Source organism: Bernardetia sp. ABR2-2B (assembly GCF_037126435.1).
In the GTDB taxonomy this organism is placed as follows: domain Bacteria; phylum Bacteroidota; class Bacteroidia; order Cytophagales; family Bernardetiaceae; genus Bernardetia.
On record NZ_CP147020.1, the window covers coordinates 4,892,497 to 4,915,880 of the forward strand.

15 protein-coding genes are annotated in these 23,384 nt (G+C 32.7%); 4 read left to right on the plus strand and 11 right to left on the minus strand.

Annotation, left to right across the window (positions count from 1 at the left end; translation table 11 throughout):
- Positions 1-85: 85 nt before the first annotated feature.
- Complete coding sequence (locus tag WAF17_RS20545) at positions 86-2,332, minus strand: DUF5916 domain-containing protein (RefSeq protein ID WP_338763849.1); 2,247 nt, start codon at positions 2,330-2,332, stop codon at positions 86-88.
- Positions 2,333-2,800: 468 nt separating this feature from the next.
- Between WAF17_RS20545 and WAF17_RS20550 the strand changes: the two genes are divergently transcribed.
- Together WAF17_RS20550 and WAF17_RS20555 are read left to right on the plus strand one after the other, a co-directional pair.
- A complete protein-coding gene (locus WAF17_RS20550) occupies positions 2,801-3,265 on the plus strand; it encodes a hypothetical protein (RefSeq protein WP_338763851.1) in 465 nt (154 codons plus the stop codon).
- A 106-nt stretch (positions 3,266-3,371) separates the two neighbouring features.
- On the plus strand, positions 3,372-3,836 hold the full coding sequence (locus WAF17_RS20555) for a hypothetical protein (RefSeq protein ID WP_338763853.1): 465 nt from the start codon (positions 3,372-3,374) through the stop codon (positions 3,834-3,836).
- 68 nt (positions 3,837-3,904) lie between these two features.
- Here WAF17_RS20555 and WAF17_RS20560 read toward each other — a convergent pair whose 3' ends face one another.
- The 10 genes from WAF17_RS20560 to WAF17_RS20605 form a co-directional block, all read right to left on the minus strand.
- The gene (locus WAF17_RS20560; RefSeq protein ID WP_338763855.1) at positions 3,905-5,170 is read right to left on the minus strand and encodes an NAD(P)/FAD-dependent oxidoreductase; all 1,266 of its coding nucleotides are present in this window, start codon (positions 5,168-5,170) and stop codon (positions 3,905-3,907) included.
- A gap of 44 nt (positions 5,171-5,214) precedes the next feature.
- Positions 5,215-6,000, minus strand: coding sequence for a hypothetical protein (locus tag WAF17_RS20565; RefSeq protein WP_338763857.1), 786 nt, complete (start codon positions 5,998-6,000; stop codon positions 5,215-5,217).
- 20 nt (positions 6,001-6,020) lie between these two features.
- Positions 6,021-6,497, minus strand: coding sequence for a DUF3368 domain-containing protein (locus WAF17_RS20570; protein WP_338763860.1), 477 nt, complete (start codon positions 6,495-6,497; stop codon positions 6,021-6,023).
- The gene (locus tag WAF17_RS20575; protein ID WP_338763863.1) at positions 6,494-6,733 is read right to left on the minus strand and encodes a UPF0175 family protein; all 240 of its coding nucleotides are present in this window, start codon (positions 6,731-6,733) and stop codon (positions 6,494-6,496) included. Before WAF17_RS20575 ends, WAF17_RS20570 begins: the two co-directional genes overlap by 4 nt.
- A 27-nt stretch (positions 6,734-6,760) precedes the next feature.
- Positions 6,761-7,513, minus strand: a complete 753-nt coding sequence (locus WAF17_RS20580; RefSeq protein ID WP_338763865.1) for a hypothetical protein — start codon at positions 7,511-7,513, stop codon at positions 6,761-6,763.
- 18 nt (positions 7,514-7,531) lie between these two features.
- Complete coding sequence (locus tag WAF17_RS20585; protein WP_338763868.1) at positions 7,532-8,314, minus strand: hypothetical protein; 783 nt, start codon at positions 8,312-8,314, stop codon at positions 7,532-7,534.
- A gap of 16 nt (positions 8,315-8,330) precedes the next feature.
- On the minus strand, positions 8,331-9,095 hold the full coding sequence (locus tag WAF17_RS20590) for a hypothetical protein (RefSeq protein ID WP_338763871.1): 765 nt from the start codon (positions 9,093-9,095) through the stop codon (positions 8,331-8,333).
- Between the two features lie 59 nt (positions 9,096-9,154).
- A complete protein-coding gene (locus WAF17_RS20595; RefSeq protein ID WP_338763874.1) occupies positions 9,155-10,357 on the minus strand; it encodes a hypothetical protein in 1,203 nt (400 codons plus the stop codon).
- Positions 10,358-10,388: 31 nt separating this feature from the next.
- On the minus strand, positions 10,389-11,603 hold the full coding sequence (gene lhgO / locus WAF17_RS20600) for an L-2-hydroxyglutarate oxidase (RefSeq protein ID WP_338763877.1): 1,215 nt from the start codon (positions 11,601-11,603) through the stop codon (positions 10,389-10,391).
- A 104-nt stretch (positions 11,604-11,707) separates the two neighbouring features.
- Positions 11,708-11,914 carry a hypothetical protein gene (locus tag WAF17_RS20605; RefSeq protein WP_338763880.1) on the minus strand — a complete coding sequence of 69 codons (207 nt, stop codon included), beginning with the start codon at positions 11,912-11,914 and terminating at the stop codon, positions 11,708-11,710.
- Positions 11,915-12,028: 114 nt separating this feature from the next.
- Here WAF17_RS20605 and WAF17_RS20610 point away from each other — a divergent pair, with 114 nt between their 5' ends.
- Positions 12,029-12,505 (plus strand): thiol-disulfide oxidoreductase DCC family protein, encoded by a 477-nt coding sequence (locus WAF17_RS20610; protein WP_338763883.1) that lies wholly within the window; start codon positions 12,029-12,031, stop codon positions 12,503-12,505.
- Positions 12,506-12,992: 487 nt separating this feature from the next.
- Positions 12,993-23,306 carry a choice-of-anchor D domain-containing protein gene (locus tag WAF17_RS20615; protein WP_338763885.1) on the plus strand — a complete coding sequence of 3,438 codons (10,314 nt, stop codon included), beginning with the start codon at positions 12,993-12,995 and terminating at the stop codon, positions 23,304-23,306.
- The last annotated feature ends 78 nt before the right edge of the window (positions 23,307-23,384 follow it).

Sequence of the window (23,384 nt, forward strand, 5' to 3'; positions counted from 1 at the left end):
ATGTGAGAGTGTCTATTCTATTGTTATTCGTATTTGTTGCCGTTGTTGATGTTTTAGCGAAGCGACACCAACAACTAAATTGATTCTAAAGATTAAACCAGTAAGAAATCTTTGCCACGATAGCACGATTTTTTGAGCCAAAATTTTCAGGTAAATAATTTTCTGAATAGACTAAGAAAAAGTCTGAAACAGGCTTGAAACGCCATTGAAAACGAGCATTCAAATTTACATTGTCAGCTTGTGTATTGTATTGTAAGAAGGTTGTCAAGAAAAGGCTACGAGTAAATGAAACATCTAAACGAGGACTAATAATCCAAAAATTAGCATCATTATAAGGTTCTGGCAAATCAATGATATTATGGTCAAAACTTATGGCAAACTGTCCGTAAGGCTGAAAACGGTAACGAATTGTTCCATCTACATTAAAACGAGTGCCTGTAAAATAAGTACGATAAGATGCTGAAGTAGAAAGGTTGAAACGTTTACGAGAATCAGAACTATAATAAATATATGCTCCTGTATTTGTGAACTCTTCTCCTTCTTCAAACTGTTTTCCTCCTGAATTAGTAGGGTCAAAGGAAAAGAATAAATACGTATAATCATTAAAAACACCTGCTCCCATTTCACTAGTGTTGAATAAATCAGCGTTGTATTCAAACGACATATTTCTGTCAGTAACTTTCCAATTTAGGTCAGTATAGGTGTTAAAATATACATGGAAGTTATGACGTTGAAACTTTCCTTTTTTGGGATACATATTATAACCTACCCAATCTTCAAAACGTATGAGACCTTTTCGAAGGACAAAACCAATATCATCAATATTATAATTTTCTCCTACAACTTCGTGATTCCAAGCAGCATAAAATTTGCGAGTATTGTATGCTAAAAAACCAGCATGAGCAAAAGTTCCATTGGTTTCATTTGGTAAAAAAGCGTGATGATAAAATATTTTTCCTCTCCACTTGCTGTCCTTTGATTGCATATTATAATCAACTCCTGCCATTCTTGTATAAGGTTTGTCAGAAGTTTCATTGCCAGTTTCTTGACGATTGACAAAAATTCCTGCAATATTCGAACGAGAAAAAACTTGTCTTTGAAAGGCTGCAACCGTATAATTATTACCAATGATTCCTTTTTCTTTATCTTGTCCTGTCTGAATATTCAAAAGTCCGACACGCCAATCTTTATTTACCTTTCCACTCAATCTTGCACCATATAAAATAGGATTCTGAACATTTTGATTAATAGTAGTATCAAAGCCAATTCCGACACGACGAGAAAAAAATGGACGCATTCGGCTAAAACCAAAGTTGGCAAACAAATCACTATTTTCTAAAAAAAACTGTCTTCGTTCAGGAAAAAATATCTCAAAGCGACTCAAGTTTGTTACTTGTTGATCGACTTCTACCTGAGAGAAATCAGGATTTACTGTTAAATCTAAATTTAGAGAAGGCGTAACAGCAATTTTTGCATCTCCTCCAATATTTCCACTTGTTTCGTAAGGTGTATTATTAATATTATCTTTTGCAGCTGAACCAGCCAAATAAGGAATAATAGAAATATTTGAACCTGCTTTTTTTAAGTTATCATCAAAGATAAGTTCGCCAGTAAAGGCAAGTGAAACCGTCGAAAACTGAATAGGAACAGGCACCCACGCCGAAATTTCATTTCTAAAAGCATCATTACGAGCAAAATTCACTTTCCATTTAGATTTGTCTTTTGGATAACGAAGCGTTTTGAAAGGAATCGCAATTTCACAAGTCCAAGAACCATCAGGTAAATCTGAAACTGCACTATACCATTTGTTATCCCAATTAGAAGCATCTCTATCGCCTTCAAAAATAAGCCCTTCAAGTTGCGCCCCCACAGGAGAAACTGTAAAATAAACACCATTCAAACCATCTCCAAAAGGGTCTAAATTAACCGAAAAGTTATCGTTTTGTCCCCAATTATAATCTCTACGCATAGAAGATACAATATAATTTTGTTCTGGGTTTCCTTTACAGATAGCAGCTACATAAAAGTAATTTTCATCGTAGGCAACTCTAACTTCAGTTTGAGAAAGAGCAATCAATGTATCGGTCGGAAAGTTTTGAGTGAAGCCAGTAGCGACTTCCGAAGTTTGCCATATTTCTTCATCTAATGCTCCATCTATACGAATAGCTGTCGTTTTTCTGACCGAAAGTTGATAGGGAGAAATAGAAAGCGAATCATTTTTTGAAACAATTTTTTCTTGTAAGATTGTTTCTGTTTTGTTGGGAGTAGTTTGGGAAGAAGCTGAAAAGGTAAGGCAAAAAAATAGAAGAAAAAAGAGATAAAAGTGTTTCATCAGAGGAGGTTATGAAGTAGTGGAGTGTGTTTAGTTAATTAAATTAAACAAAAATACTCGCTAATAATTTTTCTTCTTGTTAAGAAATTCAAAAATGATGTTTCTTTAAGAGAATTTAATAAAGATAGAAAACTGATTTTTATTTTTTTAAACTATTTTGAATTATCTGTGTTCTATATATTGAAATTATCTTGTCAAATAAAATTTGGCATTTTTAATCCTCAAAAAACAATTATTTACTACAAATCATCATAAGATTATGTCATTTTTATTTATACAATCCTGTGTTTTTTATGATTTGTTTAATTAAATGACTAAATTCGTCATAGAATAAGCCAAAATTTTAAACACCTTTTAAAGTGGTTTATATTACAAATAGAGTTAGTATATTTTTAGAAAGCTCATCTAATTTATTTATTTTCCTTATAATTTGAAAAGGAATTATTTTTTTAACAATTATTTTTTATTATGAATACTAAAATTTCTGTATTTTTATTTGCTCTTTTATTATCTTCAACAACTCTTTTCTCTGCATGTTCTCCTTCTGAAAGAAAAGATGCACGTCAAGAAGCAAACGAAGAAATGAAAGAAGCCAATGCTGCAATTACTGAAGCAGGTAATGAGTTTGAGCAAGAACGTATGGAGTTCAAAAATGAATGGGACACTAAAATGGAAGCTTGGGATGCTCGTTTGGCTGAATTAGATGCTAAAATTGAAGCACAAGGTGATGAAGCATCTGCTGAACTTAGAGAAGAGCGTCAAGAGCTTGGAAGAGAGTATGCAGAGTTCAAAGCAAACATGGAAAACGTAGAGAACAAAACTGAAGCTGAATGGGCTGAGTTTAAAGCTGATGTGAATACAACAGCTAATAAGATTGCTACTGATGTAGATAATGCCTTGAAAAATATTGACGTAAATGGTGACGGCAAATAGTCTAGCTGTTATAATAAATTGACAAAAAAATCTGTTTCTTTTTAATTTTAAGGAAACAGATTTTTACTTTTAAGATTTTATTTAAAAATTAACCCTATTTTTTATTATGAATACTAAAATTTCTGTATTTTTATTTGCTCTTTTATTATCTTCAACAACTCTTTTTTCATCTTGCTCACCTTCTGAAAGAAAAGATGCACAAGCAGAAGTAAATGAAGAAATGACGGAAATGAATAACGAAATTACTGAAGCAGGTAATGAGTTTGAACAAAAACGTATGGATTGGAAAAATGAATGGCAAAATAAAACAGACATGTGGGATACTCGCTTGGAAAAACTAGACACCAAGATTGAAACTTTAGGTGATGCAGCATCTGCTGAAATGATTCAAGAGCGTGAAGAACTTCGCAATGAATATGCAGAGTTTAAAACTAAAATGGAAAATACTGAAAATATAACAGAAGCTGAATGGGCTGAATTTAAAGCCGACATAAATCAACGTGGTGAAAAAATTGCTACTGACGTAGATAATTTCTTGAAAAATATTGATGTAAATGGTGATGGAAAATAATCTGTTGTTTTTCCAATAAGACTGAAAACGGATTTGAGTAAAAACTACTCGAATCCGTTTTTTTCTATTTAAAATACTTTTCCATGTGTTAGACTAACCACCTTACGAGCCACTGAAGGGATATATTTGAATGTATTTATTAAAAGTTCACTAGATTGGCGTCCTCCAAAAAAATGTTGAACTGTTCTCCCTGCCTTTAATCGTAACTGAAACTGACTATTCCAATGCTTTTGATAGTCTGTTTTTAAAGTGTTGAAGTTTATTTGATTGTCAAAGTGGCTAATTAGTAAATCACTCAAAATCTTTGAGCTATGAAGAGCCATTGCCATTCCATTTCCACACAAAGGCGTTATCATTCCTGCCGAATCTCCACACATCAAAATATCATCTTCAATTAATTTCTTAGGGGAAAAAGAAACTTGATTGATTATTTCTGGCTTATCATACAAAAATTCTGCTTCTTTTAATATTTTGCTAAGGAAAGGATTTTCTGTAAAAAGCTGTTTTTCTATGTTTTCTACTTTCTTAAAATCTGTAATATTGTCTTTATGAGAAAGATAACAAAAACAAAATTTGTCATCTTCAATTCTTGAAATTCCACAGTAGCCACGCCAAAAATTATGTAGCGCAATTACATTATTAGGCATTAAATCCGTTTTGAGATGATATTTTACACCGATATACGGAAAATTTTTGCTAGAGAAATCTCTTTGTAGTTTGTTATCCAAGTTGCTCCGTTTTCCATAAGAACCAATTACAACCTGACTTTTGATATTTCCATTTGAAGTCTCAATCAAGAATTTATTTTCAGCTTGTCTTTTTTTATTTGTTTCACTCAATTTATTACTCTCATTTCCTAACTCCCAATTCCCAAGTCCTAATTCCTCTTTTGTATTCCCATTTCCCATTTCCTTATTCACATCTTTCACAAACGTTCCTTCCCAAATCTGAACCCCTTCTTTTGTTGCGATTTTTGATAATTCATAATCTAATGTATAACGACTGATTCCGAAACCACCCAACGGTAAATCTAACTCTAGCTTGTTTCCAGAAGGCGAAGAAAGCCAAAATTTGTCTAAAGCGACTGCACCAAAATCAAAAGGATTTACGCCTAAAGATTTTACATAGTCTAAGGCTTCATTCGAAATATATTCTCCACAAACTTTATGAAATGGATAAGTGTTTTTTTCTATTAAAACGACTTTTATTCCTTTTCTAGCTAACCGAATACTACACGCCAAACCAGCCAAACCACCTCCGATGATGGCTATTTGAGTAGAAATAGTTTTTTTATTTTCTGTTTTAGCTGTTTCTTTTTGCTTAATTTTTATCATTTTGTTTGTAATATATTTCGGACAGTTAATAAACTGTCAGCTACTTATGAACCCAAATCTAATCTATTGTTTGTATTATCTAGGCTAGGAGGTATATTCTGAACAGGAATTTGAGAATGATTCGGAGTAGCATATTTTTTTAGAATATTTGTTGCTTCTTCTATTCTCCTTTTCTCTCTTTCAGCAATAAAGAATCTATGTGTTTTGTTATCTTTTGTCGTAATAACTAGATGATAAAAATCTTCTTCTTTATTGAATAAAATAGAATTAGCTAGAAACGAAAAAAAAGTGTCTTTTTCTGTACTAATTGTTTTGACATCTACACCTTCTATAAGTTCATTTTTTTGACCATTATTAATAATAAAATGACCTGAATCTAAAATAAGTTGTTTCTGTTTGTACATCTTTTTTCCTATTCCAATACCTACCAAAACAGCAGCAACACCCACCAAAATAAAATTCATATTAAGAAGGTAAGAGAAGTAGGAAGCGATTGCGCCTATCAGAGCAAAAAAACCTGTATAAATGCTAGTAATTTCTGATTGCTTGACTGTCCGAAACTGAAAAAAAGCAAGTTTATCTAACCTTTCAGTTCTTGATTCTCTATCAATTTTTACAGCTTCTTGTCTTGGTATTTCTCTTAAAGTATGTGTTTGATTACAATGTTTATAATCCATATAACTCCAAGAATCTACCAAAAAAGCAGATTTGCAACTGGCACAAATTACAACATTATCGCCTTCCTGTAAAATGTCTCCTGTGATGGGGTCTATTCGTTCTTGTTTTAAGAAATCACTGTGTTTTTCTTGTTCTAAAGTGTGGGTGGTCATTTTTATATAAAAAATTGAAATTATAATTCATTTACTTTTTGTAAAACGATTCTTATAAGACTTGGCTTTATTCTAAAGCCAATAGTTACCAATTTGTCGATATGAGGTTTAACTAAAGGAATTATATTATTTTGTTTGGCTTTAATCAAAATTCCTAAAACTCCAATTATTTTTACACCACGTTGTTCTGCAATCACTCTACCTTTATACTCGTCTATAATAAGAAATTTTGCATTTGTTTCTAAAGCCAAAATAATAGAATGTGCTTCCCCAATATCTAACTCTTCTAATAATTCTTCTACCAAAGTTTGATTTTGAGGGTTTTGAGTTTTTATCCAATCCAAAGATTCAATTATTTTTTTTTGTTTTGGTAACACATACAATTCTTCTCTTACACTAGAAGTAATATAAATGTCTTCAAATAATTCTTGTAAAATATAAATTAAATCTATCTGAATAAGATTTGAAATAGAAGAAGTATCACTAATTATAATCATAAATCAATTCCTAAATTATTAAGTTCTGTATTCAAATCATTTTCTGAATAATGAATATAAATATTCCTTTTAGCTAACTCTCTTTGAAAACTAACTTGGTCTAATCCTGCTAATTTCCTTGCTTTTCCTGTACTAATTGTCTTTTTTTCGTATAGATAACAAGCAAAATCGATGCGTAGTTGGTCTTCATTTAACCTTAAATCTTCTAATAATTTGTCATTGATTACAAGTGCCATAATTTATATAAAGTTTAATATTGTTTTTTATGTTAATCTCTTTTCATTAACGGAAAGAAAAGGAAGAGAGTTTTTATCGAATTTTTGTAGAAAATTGGTTTCTTTTGAAACACGTTCTAGTTCTTTCTTTTGAAGAAGTAATTTATATACTGATTTATTTTTAGCTGTTATTTTTATTGTATAACGAGAATTTTTTGATAAAAAAATATCTCTTATTACATTGTCAAACCAATGTCGCCTAGATTTGTATAATTCTATAGTTTGAATTTCTTTAACTTTCATCTTAGTCTCTGTATTTTCTTTTAAATTAAAAAATAGAGTGTTGTCTTCTATTTTAAAACTATTTTTATAATAGGATTTTTTAGAGCCAAAATAAACATAACAATAACAAATCAACATAACTAGAAATGCACTGTAACTGATATTTATGAGTGAGAAATGGTCAAGTAGAAAAGAAACAAAATAACCTAAGAGAAAATAAGGAAAGATAGTTATACGAGCTTCTTGATAATTTGCAAAAATTTTCACAGTTTTTAAATCAATCAAATAAGGTCTTTCAATCCTAACAACTTCACTTACAGGAATTTCTTTCAAAGTAATTTTCTGATTACAATGCTTTCTATCCATATACTCCCAAGAGTCCACCAAAAAAGCAGATTTACAAGCAGCACAAATTACAATCTCATCATTTTCTTTTAATAAATCTCCTGTAATTGGGTCAATTCTGTTTTGAGCTAAGAAATCGTTGTGTTTTTCTTTTTGTAGGGTGTGAGTGGTCATTTTTTATGCTAATGTGTTTTATTCAGCTATTTCTATTGATTTTGAATTAACGGAAGGAGAGGTAAGAGAGTTTTTATCAAATCGCTGTAAAAGATTAGTTTCGCTTTTGATACGTTCTATTGTTTTTTTAGTTATCAAAACTTTGTGTCTTGTTTTATCTTTTAGTGTGAATTTTAACGTGTAAATTTCTTTTTGTTCATATTTTTTTAGTCTTTTTCTGAAAAAATTATAAATCCAATAACGGCTTGGTTTGTAATAACTAATATTTTTTATTGAATTGAGTGTAATATTATTATTCCAATTTTTATCATTCAATGAAAAAGAAAGAACATTACCTTTTATATTCAACTGTTCTTTATAATCACTAATTGTCCAAAATATAAATTGTGGTATCCAAACAATAGAAAGCATTATTAATAAATTATAGAAATAATTCAGAAAATCATGAAAGTTAAGCGCATAAATTATGTAAATAATAACACCCAAAAAAGAGATAAATGAAGATGCTTTTTTCGCAGCGTCTTTATTTGAAATTGCCTTTATTTCAAGGTTTACATTTAGATAAATACTAGACTTATCAATAATGACTACTTCTTGTTTTGGAATCTCCTTTAATGTAAGACTTTGCTCACAATGCTTTCTATCCATATATTTCCAAGAGTCAGCCAAAAAAGCAGATTTACAACTTGCACAAATCACAATCCTATCTCCTTCTTGAAGAATATCTCCTGTAATCGGGTCAATTCGTTCTTGTTTTAGGAAATCACTGTGTTTTTCTTTTTGTAAGGTGTGGGTTGTCATTTTATGTATAAAGTTTTCAAATATAACGCACAGGAATTACAAGAGGGATACTTTGACCTTGATATAATTCAGTATATTTTCTCAAAAAATTTGTTTCTATATTAATTCGTTTGACTTCACTCTCCGAAATAAGAACCTTGTGTACTTCTCCAGTTTTTGTTGTAATTATAAAATCATAGAAATCTTTTTTTTGCTTAAAAAGAATAGAGTTAGCGAGGCGAGAAAGTAACTTTACTTTTGTAGCTTTTATTGTTTTGATAGCTTTGTAATTAATTTTTATACGGTATTGGCTTTCCTTATTAACTATGAAATAACCTTTGCTCAAACAAAGTGATTTTTGTGTATATGTAATTTTATTAAAAGCACCAAAGAAAAAATAAGATAAAAAAACAAATATAAAAACATAGCCTATATGAGTAAAGTAGATTATTAATACTGCAATGCTTCCTCCTATCAATGCAAAGAATCTTAAATAAATTGCTGAAACTTCATCTTCACTTACAGTATTAAAATCAAATGAAGATAAACTATCCAGTTTTTTATTTCTCGTTTCCCAACTTATTTTTACATTTTTCTGTTTCGGAATTTCCTTTAAAGTATCTGTTTGCTCACAATGTGTTCTGTCAATATATTCCCACGAATCCACCAAAAAAGCAGACTTACAACTTGCACAAATTACAATATTATCTCCTTCTTGTAGAATATCTCCAGTAATTGGGTCAATTCGTTCCTGTTTTAGGAAATCTTGGTGTTTTTCTTTTTGTAGGGTGTGGGCTATCATTTTTTACTTGTTTTTTTGTTTTTTGAATAGACTAGAAAGTCTGTTATACATAATTCAAGTTAATAATACTCTCCCAAATATTCTATCAATTCCTCTTTCTCACTTGGAAGTCCTGCATCTCTCATCATGAGACTAAAATTTGCAAAAGACATATCGCCTTCTCCCCAACCTTTTGAGTTTGCAATGGCTCTTAGTGCAATTATTTCATTTTTTTCTAAGTTGTTTACATCAGTTTCTTTTATAGGAATTGTTCTGTTTCTATTCAAAATATCTAAAACAAATCCAGTTGTTTCGGTGGCTTGATACATATTCAATTTTTCCAAAACTTGACAAAAAGCTAAAAGTATTCTCTGTTCTTCTTCTTGAGTTTGTGCATAACCAGAAAGCATTCCACTTGCATAACCATTTATATTTCCGTCGTTAAATGGAATTTCATTTATTTTTCTTAGCTCCTCATTTGACGTAATTGAATCAATTAATATTTCAATAATTTGATTTGTTAGAGGATATTTTATCAGTGCAATCGCTGCCGAAGTTTTTAAAAGTACAGAAGTAGAATCTAAATAGGCTTCTAAAAATGAAATATCTATTTTTGGTTCTGTATTTTTGGAAAGCAAACCAATCGCTAAAATGCAATTTGCAATATCGTTTTCATGTGTCAGAACAGGAATTTGTCTTTTTATAAGTTCTATCGATGTTGTGCCTTTTTCAGCAAACCAAGCCGACGCATAAATAGCTGAATTGATTAATTTTCTATTTTTATTATTCTCAACTTCATTATTAAAGCTTTTAGGTGTTTTTTCTATTATTTCCCATAAGATAGGGATTCTCTCTTCTACAAAACTATAACAATCCAAAAGAGCCAAATAACTATATCCATACTCTTTACTATCTTTGATTTCTTCCAAAGACATTGTTTTATGTGCCTCTTTTAGTTCTGCTTTTATTTGTGCTGGATTTATTCCTTCTACTAAATATGCTTCTTCATAACCTAAAGCTAAGTTAATGATATAATAAATTAATTCTGCTCTGTTATGAGTAGTTTCGTTTTCAATAAGTTCGAATAAAAACGGAATTGCATAAGGAGTGGCAGTATAACGTGTTCCTTGATGAAAGATATTTCCATAAAGTCCACTTAATGCTTGGTCGCAAGTTTTTTCATCAGAACTAGCCAAATTATGTAAATCATTAGGAATATTAGCAGCCGAACCATAGGCATGTTTTAGCTCACTCCAAGGAATTGTATCTAGTTTTTCTAGCATTTTTTAGTTATATTAAAAAGGGTAGTATTTTCTAAACTCTCTCTAAAGCCATTTCAGAAATTGTTTTTCCAATAGAAAGTGAAGACGTAGCTGCTGGTGAAGGTGCATTTACAACATTGATAACGCCTTGTTTCTCCAAAATCTTGAAGTCATCTAAAAGACCTCCGTCTTTATCACAGGCTTGTGCTCTCACACCTGCATCGGCAGTAATCAAATCTTGTTTTTCTACTTCTGGTATAAGTTCTTGTAAGGCTTTTGTAAAGGCATTTTTTGAATAAGAACGATGAATTTCTCCCAAACCTGTTTTCCAATATTTGAAAGCGACCTTTTGAAAACCTCTGAAAGTCAAAGTTTCTAAAAGTTCAGAAATCGAAATATCTGTTTTCTTATAACCTTCACGTTTGTACGCCAACACAGCATTAGGACCTGCTTCTACATCGCCATTTATCATTCTTGTAAAATGAACACCCAAAAACGGAAAATTTGGATCTGGAACAGGATAAATTAAGTTTTTAACTAAATGTTTTTTCTCTGGAACAAGTTTATAATATTCTCCTCTAAACGGAATTATTTTGATAGGGGCATCTGGCATCGTCATTTTGGTAACTTTGTCTGAATACAGACCTGCACAATTTATTACTAAACCTGTTTGATACTCTGAATTTGAAGTAATTACTTTTGCTAAAGTGATATTTCCATTCGTTTCATCATTGAGTTTTATATCTTCTACTTTTTCGGAAAGATGAATATGTCCTCCTAGTTGTTCTATTTTTTGAGCCAATTTATGACAAACTGTTTTGTAATCGATAATTCCTGTCTGTGGAACAAAAATTCCTGCTACTCCTTTTACATGTGGTTCATAATCTGCAATTTCTTCTTGTTTTATGTTTATCATTCCCGTCAGACCATTTTCCAAACCCCTATCATAAATAGTTTTGAGGGCAGGTAATTCCTCTTCTTTTGTTGCTACGATTATTTTACCACATTTATCGAAAGCTATATTTTCTTTCTCACAAAAATCTAATAGCATTTCATAACCACGGATACAGTTTATAGCCTTCAAGCTTTTAGGTTTGTAATAAACGCCAGAGTGAATAACACCACTATTATTTCCAGTTTGATGTTTTGCAATAGAATTTTCTTTTTCTATCAAGATAATTTTTAGAGAGGGACGAGCCAAAAGAAGTTGGTAGGCTGTCGCAAGTCCGACAATTCCACCTCCAACAATGAGTATATCGTATTTCATTTTTTATATATAGTTTTGTCATCGGTGGGGACACCGACAACGGCAAAGTGATTGATTTATATGATTAATTTTAGGATAAAGTCGGACAAACGAATACACAAATTTTATTCAGTCTCCTTCTCAATATGATATTTTCTTCTAATATCATTTATCAAATGTAGTTTTTGCATAACAAAGCTTTTTGGATGAACAGCAGAAAATAAGGTTTGCCATTCTTCAAAACGCTCTTTTTCGGCTTCTTTGAATAATTTTTTACTGATTTTTTTAGAGCGCAAGAAGTTTTCGAATTCTTCTTTCATATTTTCTTCCATAATTTTTAAGCAAAACAAGACGTTAATAATCTTAAAACAAAACAACAATTACCTTTGTTTTACGTAGAACAAAATTACAGATTTGTATTTAATAAATCCAAACAGAATTAATAGATGGAAACTATCACTCAAAGTAAAGAATCAATAATAGAAAAAGTAGATTTTCAAGAAGTAGCCAAAAACAAAACTATTATTTTGTTTGATGGTGTTTGCAATCTTTGTAATAGTGCAATTAATTTTGTGATTGACAAAGATGTGAATAATAGTTTTTATTTTGCTTCTCTACAATCCGAATTTGGACAAGCTCTTTTAACGCACTTTGGTAGAGATACAAGCGATTTTGATTCTATGATTGTTTATGAAAAAGGAAAAATAAAGACAAAATCGACAGCAGCCCTACGTATTGCAGCAGGACTTTCAGGAGGTTGGAAGTATTTTAGTATTTTCAAAATTATACCTGCTTTTTTAAGAAATGGAATTTATAATCTAGTTGCCAAAAACAGATATAAATGGTTTGGGCAGAAAAATGAATGTAGAATTCCCACTCCAGAGCTAAAAGCTAAGTTTATAGAGCAATTACCAAATAGGTAATCAGTCATGAATTTCAATGTTTTTTTAAAAAGCCTTATTTCTATTAGAAGTAGGGCTTTTTTATGTCTGAATCTTGAAAATAAATAGCTATCAATATGATTTCAAGATATTATACAGTTTATTTTTAATTGATTCAATACTTCAAAGTATCTGAAAAGCTAGTTATCAGACAATAACTACTTTGTACTGATATAACACATGTGCGAAAATTGAGAATTAAGTAGATATTTTAAAAAGAATAGAATATTATTATAAAAAAATTAATATTTGATTTTTTTATAAAATTGTTAGTGTAAATTTTGCTATAAATTACTTTAGTAAAATTTTATTTTGCTTTTTATTATTTAAGAAATTATTTCAATTTGATTTGTTTGGCTTAATAAAGCTAAAGCCTTGATATTCAGAAGAAACACTTAATAATTAGTTGTATTACTCAAGTATTACACTTACTTTTGCAGAAGTTTTTAACAAAAAAAATCTTAAATACATGAGTTCTACTACTACTTTTACTTCTTTGAAGCAACAAAAACCTACTTGTTTTAAAGAGCCTTTATTAAAAAAAGTAAAAAAAACATATATAAACTGGAAGCATTATTTCTTTGTTCTCCTCTTTATGTTCTTCACGCCATTTGGGTATTCGGCTACCTTTACTGTAAGTAGCCTAGCTGATTCGGGAACAGGCTCATTGAGAGAAGCTATTACCTTAGCCAATGCAAATGCTGATGCCGATATTATTGAGTTTTCAGTAAATGGAATTATCAATTTAGCTACTCCACTTCCTAGTATTACACGTCCACTTACGATAGATGGTACTTCTACACCAGGTTATGTTTTTGAAACAAATATGATTTGGATAAGGACTATTGGTAATGCTATTCAAGCAAATTCTAGTGGAGTGACTCAATTAACAATTAAAGGACTTGATTTATCAAACCCTACTACAGATTACTCAGGAACGGGTTTATACATACGCAATGCTTCTAATGTTCTTATAGATGAATTGATAATCAAAAAAAGAGGTACTGCTATACTGGTTCAAAATTCTACAGATGTTACTATTACAGATAGTAAGATTGTAGATAACACAGTAGGGGTTCGTCTAGAAAATTTGTATAGTGGTAGCATTCCTAACGGAATAAGTATGAGTGGTAATTCTATCAAGGGGTCACTAAATAACGATTTATATATAAGAAATATAGATAACTTGATAATCTCAGATGGAACAATAGCTAATACAAACATTAGTTTTTCAGAATCATTAGATGGAAATAATGATTTCTATAGTTATAATAATTATAATTATGGAGATGGCTCTATTTACATTATACAATGTGATAATATAGAGATTAGAAACATAGATGTTAGTTCATTGACTGAAAGAGGTGCAGGAGTAAACATATCAAACTGCCAAAACGTACTTATAGATAATATTACAGCAAAGAATAGAGAAGCTGGAGTGGCTGCTTATAACACAACTGATATCACTATTACAAACTGTGATTTTAGAGATAATACACCTAGCTACAGTTATAACGAAAGTGCCATATTTTTATCTACTATTTTGTCCAACACTCTGCAAGGAGGAGTATTAATTGAGGATAATCAGTTTGGAATAGAGAATAGAACTACCATTGGTCGTTTACTCTATGTTGCTAATTCAAACAATATAGTAGTATCTGATGGCACCTATATAGGAACTAATATTGCCCTTCCTAGTCTTTTAGAGATGGATTTTCCTCTTAGTTTCGATAATGTTTTTGCATTAGAAATACACAACCTTACTATAAAGTCTCCTACTCTCAGAGGAACTGGTATCAGTATAGAAAGTGGTGGTACGACCCAAGTAGATAACATTACATTTGAAAATAAGAATATTGGTATGTATGTAGAGTCATCTTTAAACACTAATATTACCTGTAGTTCATTTGTTCGTAATGGAAATGCAATAGAAATAAGTGACAATTCAACAGATGTTTCAGTAGAAAATACAACGTTTGTATGTAATACACTCGCTATAGAGAATGCTATGATAAACTCTATTGATGCACAGAACAACTATTGGGGGGAGTCAGATGGGTCTATAAGTGCTAGTGGAAGTGGAGATGCTTATACTGGCTTGGTAGATGCAACAAATCCTTTAGCTTCTCAAAATACTTGTGCGCCAGTAGTTTTAGTTTCTGAAATAGAAATAGAGGGCAACAGTTTGGCTATTCCTGATGAAGATACTACACCAATAGTTGGAGATAATACAGACTTTGGAAGTATACTTTTTACTACAGGCTCAATAGAAAAAACTTTTACAATCAATAACAATGGAGATGGAATACTAAACATATCCTCTATTAGTAGAAGTGGTACAAATGCAGGTGAATTTGCTATAGGAGGAATTACTTTTCCAGCAAGTGTAGCTGTTGGAGGAAGTGCTACTTTTACAGTTACTTTTGATCCAATAAGTGTAGGAGACCGTTTTGCTACTATAAGTATTGTTAGTGATGATTGTGATAAAAGTCCTTATACATTTGCTGTAAAAGGAAAAGGAGACCCACTTACTACAACAGTAACAAACTTAGATGACTCAGGAGTAGGTTCGTTACGCCAGGCAATTACAAATTCACAAATAAATCCAGGTGCTGATGTTATTGACTTTACTGTACAAGGAATAATTAACCTTACTTCTAGTCTTCCAACGATAAATCAACCTTTAACAATAGATGGAACTACTGCTCCTAGCTATGCAGTAGGTAGCCCTACTGTTACAGTAAGTATTAATAATAGAATTTTTTATGTATCTAGTGTAAATGGGTTTTCATTATTAGGTTTGAATATTACTTCTAATGGTTCTGTAGTGAATGAAGGGCTTTATATAGTAAATTCTCAGAACGTAACTATTGAAGGTAATATATTTCAGAATAAAACATTCGGTCTTCGTATTCTAAATGCAGGTGTTGGTTATTCTATAGCTTGTAATACCTTTAAAGCAAACCAATATGGAATATACTTGCAAAGTACTTCAAGTGATTTTGCCTCTTTTATAAATAATTCATTTTACTGCAACACCACGTATGCCATCTATAATACTTCAGGCGTTACAATAGACGCAGAGAATAATTACTGGGGAAACAGCACAGGCTCTTCAACTGATGGAGGAGTAGGCGATGCTTATTCAGGTAATATTACTGCAACAAATCCATTGGCTACTGCAAATGCTTGTTCGCCTACCGTACCTTTGTCAGTCATAAACACTCAAGGAAATTCTATTACTATATCAAACGGAGATACTACACCAGCTACTACGGACGATACAGATTTTGGCAATACTCTTTTCGTAGGAGGAACAGTAACAAAAACATATACTATACAAAATACAGGAAATGCTCCATTAGTTATTTCAAATATTTATTCTTCAGGAGCAAATTCAAGTGAATTTACTAGAGGTGGCATTTCTTTACCTGCCACTATCGCAGCAGCAGGAAGCACTACTTTTACAATGAGGTTTGACCCTTTAACAGTAGGAACTCGTACAGCAACTGTAAATATTGCTAGTAATGATTGTGATAAGAGTCCTTATACATTTAGCGTAAAAGGTATTGGAGATCCACTTTCTACGGTCGTAACCAATTTAAATAATAGTGGTGCAGGTTCACTTCGCCAAGCAATGCTTAATTCTGAAACAAATCCAGGTGCTGATGTAATTACATTTACAGTACAGGGAACAATTTCTCAATCATTTTCATTACCTACACTTACTCAACCTACAGAAATTGATGGTACTTCTGCACCTGGTTATGCAACAGGAGTTCCAAGTATTACAATTGCTAGAACAAGTACAGTATTTACCATTTCTAATGCAAGTAATGTAGAACTGAAAGCATTAGACATAAGCAATCCATCAAGTAATTTTTTAGGTAATGCTATTCAAATTACGAATTCAAGTAGAATAACAATTGATGAGGTAATTGCAAAAAAACGTATTCGTTCTGTAAGTGCTACTTCTGTTACTGACTTAACGATTACCAATAGTGATTTTAGAGATAGTGGTTCTAGTGATACAAATGGTGCAATCACTATCAATGGTCTTTCTCAAAGTTTACTCTCAGGAGGTATTTTGATGAATGATAATCAATTTGGAGCAGAGAATCTAACACCTGTTCAAGTGCTAAATATTCAAAGTGCAAATTATTTGAGGATTTCTGATGGAACTGTCGGAGGAACAAATATCACAATGGATAATAGTGGATTAGATATGGCAAGTCCATTTAAGTTTGATTTAGTGAACTACTCTCGCATAGACAAATTAGATTTTACAAACTCTACTTCTTCTTTTAATGGAATAGCTATAAATTCTACTAACTGTAGAGATCTTAGAATAAATGATATTATTGCCAAAAAACGTCGTATTGCTATCAAAGGAAGTGATAATATAGATATACGTATCACAAATAGCGATTTGAGAGATAGTGGTTCTAATCCTTCAGAAGGTGCAATTACTATGAACTCTCCTTTTTCAAGTTCTCTTAATGGAGGCGTTTATTTTGTTGATAATCAGTTTGGAGCAGAGGCTTTAAATCCTACTCATACGCTAGTAATGACAGAAGCATCAAATCTTATTATTTCAAACTCAACAAGTGGAAGTACAAATATTACTATTGATACTGGTGGAGGACGAGTTCTTTATCCAATTACTTTAAATGATGTTGATAACTCAACTATCAGAAACGTGGATTTGAGTCGTGGAGCAGCAGGTTTTGAAGGTTATGGAATTTGGGCATATAATAATTGTCAAGGACTTACCATAACAAACACTACTATAAAACGAAGACTTTCAGCTCTTGTAGTGGAAGGTGCTACTGACGTAAGAGTAACAAATAATGACTTTAGAGATAGTGGTTCTAATCGTGCAGCACTTGTTTTGTGGGATATTACTTCAAGTATTCTGCCTGGTGGAATGTTGGTAGCAGCAAATCAGTTTGGTGCAGAAAATCAAAATCCTGCAAGAACAATACATCTTCAACGAGTAAGAGATATTGTTATTTCTGATGGAACAACAACAGGAACAAACATAAACCTTGCTAGTGGTTTGGATGTAGAATATCCTGTGCTGCTAAGTGATGTAGATAATGTAGCTATTAGTGAGCTAGACTTTTCTTCTTCAGTAGCCAATGCTGGAAACGGAATAGCAATCTATATTAGTGATGTGGCTAGTAATAGCTCTCAAAATGTTTCAGTAGATAAAGTAACGATTGCAAACAAATTTTATGGAGTTTATGTAGAGCGTTCTGTTGATATTTCACTTACTTGTAATCTATTTACAGGAAATAATATTGGACTTCAAGTAGTAGGTAACGTACTTATTCCTTCTACATTCACTACTATTAGTAATAATAACTTTGGCTGTAATACAGTTGCTATCAATAATACAACTACAAGTAATCTGAATGCACAAAACAATTATTGGGGTGCTGCTGACGGTTCAGTTACGGATGCTGGTTCAGGAGACTCTTATTTAGGAAATGTAGATGTAAGCAACTTTCTAACGACAGCTAGTGCTTGTGCAAAAGCATTACCTGTAACAGAAATTAATGTAAAAGGAAATACACTTACTATATTAGATGGAGACATAACTCCACGTACAGATGACGGAACAGACTTTGAAGGAATACAAGTAACTTCTGGAGTAATTTCTAAAACTTTTACTATCGAAAACACAGGCTCTAGTCCTTTGACAGTAACTTCTATTTCTACAACAGGAACACATGCTTCTGATTTTACGATTAGTGGAGTTACAATTCCTACAAGTGTTGCTTCAAATAGTAGTACAACTTTTGTTGTTGATTTTGACCCTTCTGCATTAGGAATCAGAACAGCGACAGTAGTCATCAATAACAATGATTGTAGTGAAGGAGTTTATGATTTTGCTATTCAAGGTGAAGGTTCTCTTCCAGCTTCTATTACTTTGGAAGCAATCAATCCTACTTCATATTGTTCTGGAACTACAATTAGTGTTCCTTTCAATACGACAGGGAGTTTTGGAGGAGCAAATACATTTACAGCAGAACTTTCAGATGCTTCTGGTAATTTCCCTGCCATTGCAACGGCAACAGGAACAAGTCCAATTGCTTTAACTATTCCAAATTCAGCAACTAGTTCTAGCAATTATGTAGTTCGTGTAGTGGCTTCAAACCCAGCTATACAAAGTGCAAATAGTTCAGCAATTACAATTACTCAAGATATAACAAATCCTGTTATTACAGCACCTGCTCCTATTTCAGTTGTTGCTGATGCAGGACTTTGTACGGCAGTAATATCTAATTTAGGAACTCCAACAGCAACAGATAATTGTAACGCACCAACAGTTACAAATAATGCCCTTGCAAACTTTCCTTTAGGAGCAACTACCGTAACTTGGACAGCAACTGATGCAAGTGGGAACACAGCAACAGCTACTCAAATCGTAACAGTTATAGATAATCAAGCTCCTTTAGTTCCTGCATTATCAAATGTAACCAGCGAATGTTCGGTAACACTTACAGCACCAACCACAACAGATAATTGTGCAGGTACAATCACAGGAACGACAACCACAACATTCCCAATTACAACACAAGGAACAACAGTTGTGAATTGGAACTTTAATGATGGAAATGGAAATAGTTCATCGGTAAGTCAAGTAGTAACGATTGCAGATTTGACTCCACCAGCAACTCCTGTTTTAGCAGATATAAATAGTGAGTGTTCTATTACTCCTACTGCACCAACAACTACTGATAACTGTGCAGGAACAATTACAGGAACAACAACTACTGTCTTTCCAATTACAGCACAAGGAACAACCGTTGTTACTTGGAGATTTGTAGATGCAAATGGAAATTCTGTTACAGCAGACCAAAATGTAGTTATCAATGATGTAACGCCACCAGCAGTTCCAACTTTGGCAGACGTAAACTCATCTTGTTCTATTACTCCTACTGCACCAACAACTACTGATAACTGTGCAGGAACAATTACAGGAACAACAACAACCGTATTTCCAATTACAGCACAAGGAACGACTGTTGTAACTTGGACATTTACCGATGCAAATGGAAACTCTGTTACAGCAGACCAAAATGTAGTTATCGATGACGTAACACCACCAGTAACACCAGTTTTGGCAGATGTAAATGCTTCTTGTTCGACGATACCAGCAACACCAACCACAACAGATAATTGTGGCGCACTAGTTACAGGAACAACAACAACTATTTTCCCAATTACAGCAACAACTGTAATTACTTGGACATTTACAGATGTTAGTGGAAACTCTACGACAGCAGATCAAAACGTAATTATTAATGATGCAATTGCTCCAGTAGTTCCAGTTTTACCTGATTTTGTAGCAGAGTGTTCTGCAAACCCAACAATACCAACAACAACAGATAATTGTGCAGGTACAGTAATAGGAACAACAACAACTGTATTCCCAATTACAACACAAGGAGCAGTAGTAGTTACTTGGACATTTGATGATGGAAATGGAAATTCTGTTACAGCAAATCAAAATGTAATTGTAAATGATATGACACCTCCAGTAGTTCCTTTCTTATCTACTCTTTCTGATGCTTGTTCGATTACGCCAACAGCACCAACAACAACAGATAACTGTGGTGGGACAATTACAGGAACAACAACAACTGTATTTCCAATTACAACCCAAGGCGTAACAATAGTAACTTGGACGTTTACGGATACAAATGGAAATTCTATTACAGCAAATCAAAGTGTCGTTATCAATGACATCATACCACCTGCTGTTCCAACATTAGCAGATGTAACGGCTCAATGTTCAGTTACTCCAACTGCGCCAACCACGACAGATAATTGTGGTGCAACAATTACAGGAACAACAACTACTGTATTTCCAATTACAACTCAAGGAACAACCATAGTAACTTGGACATTTACAGATGCAAATGGAAATACAAGTACAGCAGACCAAAATGTAATTGTTGATGACGTTACGCCTCCAGCAATTCCTTTCTTAGCTATTCTTTCTGATGCTTGTTCAATTACACCAACAGCACCGACAACAACTGATAACTGTGGTGGAACAATTACAGGAACAACAACAACTGTATTTCCTATCACAACGCAAGGAACAACAGTTATAGATTGGACGTTTGATGATGGGAATGGAAATGTTACGATAGCAAGTCAGAATGTACTTATTATTGATATTACTGCTCCAGTAGCTCCAGTATTAGCTACGCTTACTGATGTTTGTTCAGTTACGCCAACAGCACCAACCACAACTGATAATTGTAGTGGAACAATTACAGGAACAACAACTACTGTTTTCCCAATTACAGCACAAGGAACAACGACTGTTACTTGGACGTTTGATGATGGAAATGGAAACACAAGCACGGCAAATCAAACTATCATTATTAGTGATGATGTTGAGCCAGTTCTTGCTTCTTGTCCTTCAACGCTTACTGTTTCGGCAGCATCTGGTTTTTGTGAAGCAATAGCAACCTATACTATTCCAACAGCAACAGATAACTGTTCTTTGGTTACAGTAACACAAACAGCAGGTTTGCCTTCTGGTAGTTCCTTCCCAATCGGAGCAACTACAAATACATTTGTAGCAATAGATGCAGCAGGAAATACTTCTACTTGTTCGTTTGATGTAGTAGTTAATTCTTCTATATCAGCTATCTCTTACTCATCAAGTGCCTTTGTAGAACCAAGTCCGTATAGTTCTGGTCAGTTAGTAAATACACTCACTATTTCTAGTGATGATTGTGATGTTTTTGCAGGGTCAAACGGAGAGGATTTTGTAGCAACAGGAAAAGTGACAGTTACTAATCTACCAGCAGGTCTTACAGCTTCAATTATCAGAAATAGCGCAACGGTACTTTCTTTCAATTTAACAGGTAGTGCAACTGCTCACGAATATGTAAATTCAGTTTCAGACCTAACAGTTGTTTTTGAAGATGCTGCATTTACAAATAACTCGGCAACAGGTATTACAGGTTCTACCCGTACTGATTTGAGAATTAATTTTAGTGATACTTCAGACGGAACAGGAGGTACGCCTACCACTCCTTCTTTAATCGCTGTTAGAGATTTTGTAGCAACATCAGTTTCTACTACTCAAATTCAACTTACTTGGACTATTCCTACGGCTAGTAATGCAACAGGATATGACCTTTACAGAAATGGCGAATTACTTGCAGAATTGAATAGTTCAACAATAACTAGTTATTTAGATGAAAGTCTTGTTCCTAATACGTTTTATTCATATAGAATAATTTCAACACGAGGAGTAGAGTTTTCAGATGCAAAACAAGCAAGTGCATATACTTACCCAGTTGCACCTACTTTAGTGTCTGTAAATACTATTTGTGGAGATGGAGTTCCAATTATTAAAGTAGATGGACAAGGAAGTTTATTCAAAATATATGATGATTTGACAAGTGGAAGCCCAATAGAACAGGCAACTTCTTCATCAATTACTCTGCCTTCAATTTCTCAAACAACAACCTATTATATCAGTACAGTAAGTAATGATTTGGAAAGTGAAAGAGTAGAAGCGCAAGTAGTAGTAGCTCCAACATTTGAAGCACAAACTATCCAAACAGGAAGAGTTATTTCTTGTGAAAATAGCTTTGTATTATCTGCACAACCAATTCAAAATGCAGATTCGTACGTATGGCTTCTAGGACAAACAGAAGTAGGAACAGGACAAACATTTACTGTTACTCGTTCAGGGACATACAAAGTTCGTATCACTCGTGGAGTTTGTCAGAATGTTTCTAATACAGTAAGTGTTACGTTAGGTTTCACTCCGACAGCACAAATTATGCAAGGAGAAACTATTAACATTTGTCAGACAGGAACACTGAATGCAAAAAGTGTAAATGCAAACTCTACTTACGAATGGTTCTTAGAAAATCAATCTGTTGGAACAGGCATTTCTTTAGAGGTTAGCAATGCAGGAACATATGAATTGAGAGTAACAGAAAATGGCTGTGTAGCTTCGGCTCAAATTGCAGTAACTTTAGTAACTCTTCCTCAAAGTCCTATTGTTACGACAGATAAAACAGCCCTTTGTACAGATGAAAAAGCAACTTTATCTATTACAGAATCTGAAAATGTTACGTATCAATGGTTACGAAACGGAAGAGCAATAACAAATGCAACATCTAGTTCTTATTCTACTTCAAATTATGGAAACTATTCAGTAGAAATAAAAGCAGAGAGTGTAAATGGTTGTAGTGTTCGTTCAGAAGAAGTAACAATTACAAGAATCCAAACACCAACTCCTAGACTTTACAAAAACACAGAATATCCTGAATTGTATGTAGATACAGAAGGAGAAATTGTAGGAATTGTATGGACATTAGATGGAACTGTTCTTGAAGAATTTGCAGACCAAAGCACAATTACTCCAAATCAAGATGGAAACTATGTAGCAGCCGTAACTTACTCTGTTGGATGTAGAGCAACTACTAGCAATGTATATTTCCGTGTTCCTGATGATGGAATCGTTACAGGAACTGAAGATTTGGATAACGATATGTTCAACATCTATCCAAACCCAAGTAATACTGGTATTTTCCGTATTCATTTCGGAACTGCTTTGAGAGAAAATATAGATGTTGTAGTATTTGATGCAATTGGTAGAGTGATTGAAAAAACCACTTTTGAAAAGGGTTCGAAAGACCACTCCCTCAATTTAAGTAACTATGCTAAAGGTGTTTATACAATTAGGTTACAATCTGACGGAGCTTCATTTGCTCGTAAATTGATTATAGATTAATCTTCAAAACATATAAACAAAATAGAAAAGCTACAAGATTATTTCTTGTAGCTTTTTTTCTTGACCATGTAATTTTAG

What these genes read in the sequence shown, in the direction of transcription:
- WAF17_RS20545 (WP_338763849.1), bottom strand. Translation starts at nt 2,332, where the DNA reads ATGAAACACTTTTATCTCTTTTTTCTTCTATTTTTTTGCCTTACCTTT.
- WAF17_RS20595 (WP_338763874.1), bottom strand. Translation starts at nt 10,357, where the DNA reads ATGCTAGAAAAACTAGATACAATTCCTTGGAGTGAGCTAAAACATGCC.
- WAF17_RS20605 (WP_338763880.1), bottom strand. Translation starts at nt 11,914, where the DNA reads ATGGAAGAAAATATGAAAGAAGAATTCGAAAACTTCTTGCGCTCTAAA.
- lhgO (WP_338763877.1), bottom strand. Translation starts at nt 11,603, where the DNA reads ATGAAATACGATATACTCATTGTTGGAGGTGGAATTGTCGGACTTGCG.
- WAF17_RS20570 (WP_338763860.1), bottom strand. Translation starts at nt 6,497, where the DNA reads ATGATTATAATTAGTGATACTTCTTCTATTTCAAATCTTATTCAGATA.
- WAF17_RS20590 (WP_338763871.1), bottom strand. Translation starts at nt 9,095, where the DNA reads ATGATAGCCCACACCCTACAAAAAGAAAAACACCAAGATTTCCTAAAA.
- WAF17_RS20555 (WP_338763853.1), top strand. Translation starts at nt 3,372, where the DNA reads ATGAATACTAAAATTTCTGTATTTTTATTTGCTCTTTTATTATCTTCA.
- WAF17_RS20580 (WP_338763865.1), bottom strand. Translation starts at nt 7,513, where the DNA reads ATGACCACTCACACCCTACAAAAAGAAAAACACAACGATTTCTTAGCT.
- WAF17_RS20550 (WP_338763851.1), top strand. Translation starts at nt 2,801, where the DNA reads ATGAATACTAAAATTTCTGTATTTTTATTTGCTCTTTTATTATCTTCA.
- WAF17_RS20610 (WP_338763883.1), top strand. Translation starts at nt 12,029, where the DNA reads ATGGAAACTATCACTCAAAGTAAAGAATCAATAATAGAAAAAGTAGAT.
- WAF17_RS20565 (WP_338763857.1), bottom strand. Translation starts at nt 6,000, where the DNA reads ATGACCACCCACACTTTAGAACAAGAAAAACACAGTGATTTCTTAAAA.
- WAF17_RS20575 (WP_338763863.1), bottom strand. Translation starts at nt 6,733, where the DNA reads ATGGCACTTGTAATCAATGACAAATTATTAGAAGATTTAAGGTTAAAT.
- WAF17_RS20585 (WP_338763868.1), bottom strand. Translation starts at nt 8,314, where the DNA reads ATGACAACCCACACCTTACAAAAAGAAAAACACAGTGATTTCCTAAAA.
- WAF17_RS20560 (WP_338763855.1), bottom strand. Translation starts at nt 5,170, where the DNA reads ATGATAAAAATTAAGCAAAAAGAAACAGCTAAAACAGAAAATAAAAAA.
- WAF17_RS20615 (WP_338763885.1), top strand. Translation starts at nt 12,993, where the DNA reads ATGAGTTCTACTACTACTTTTACTTCTTTGAAGCAACAAAAACCTACT.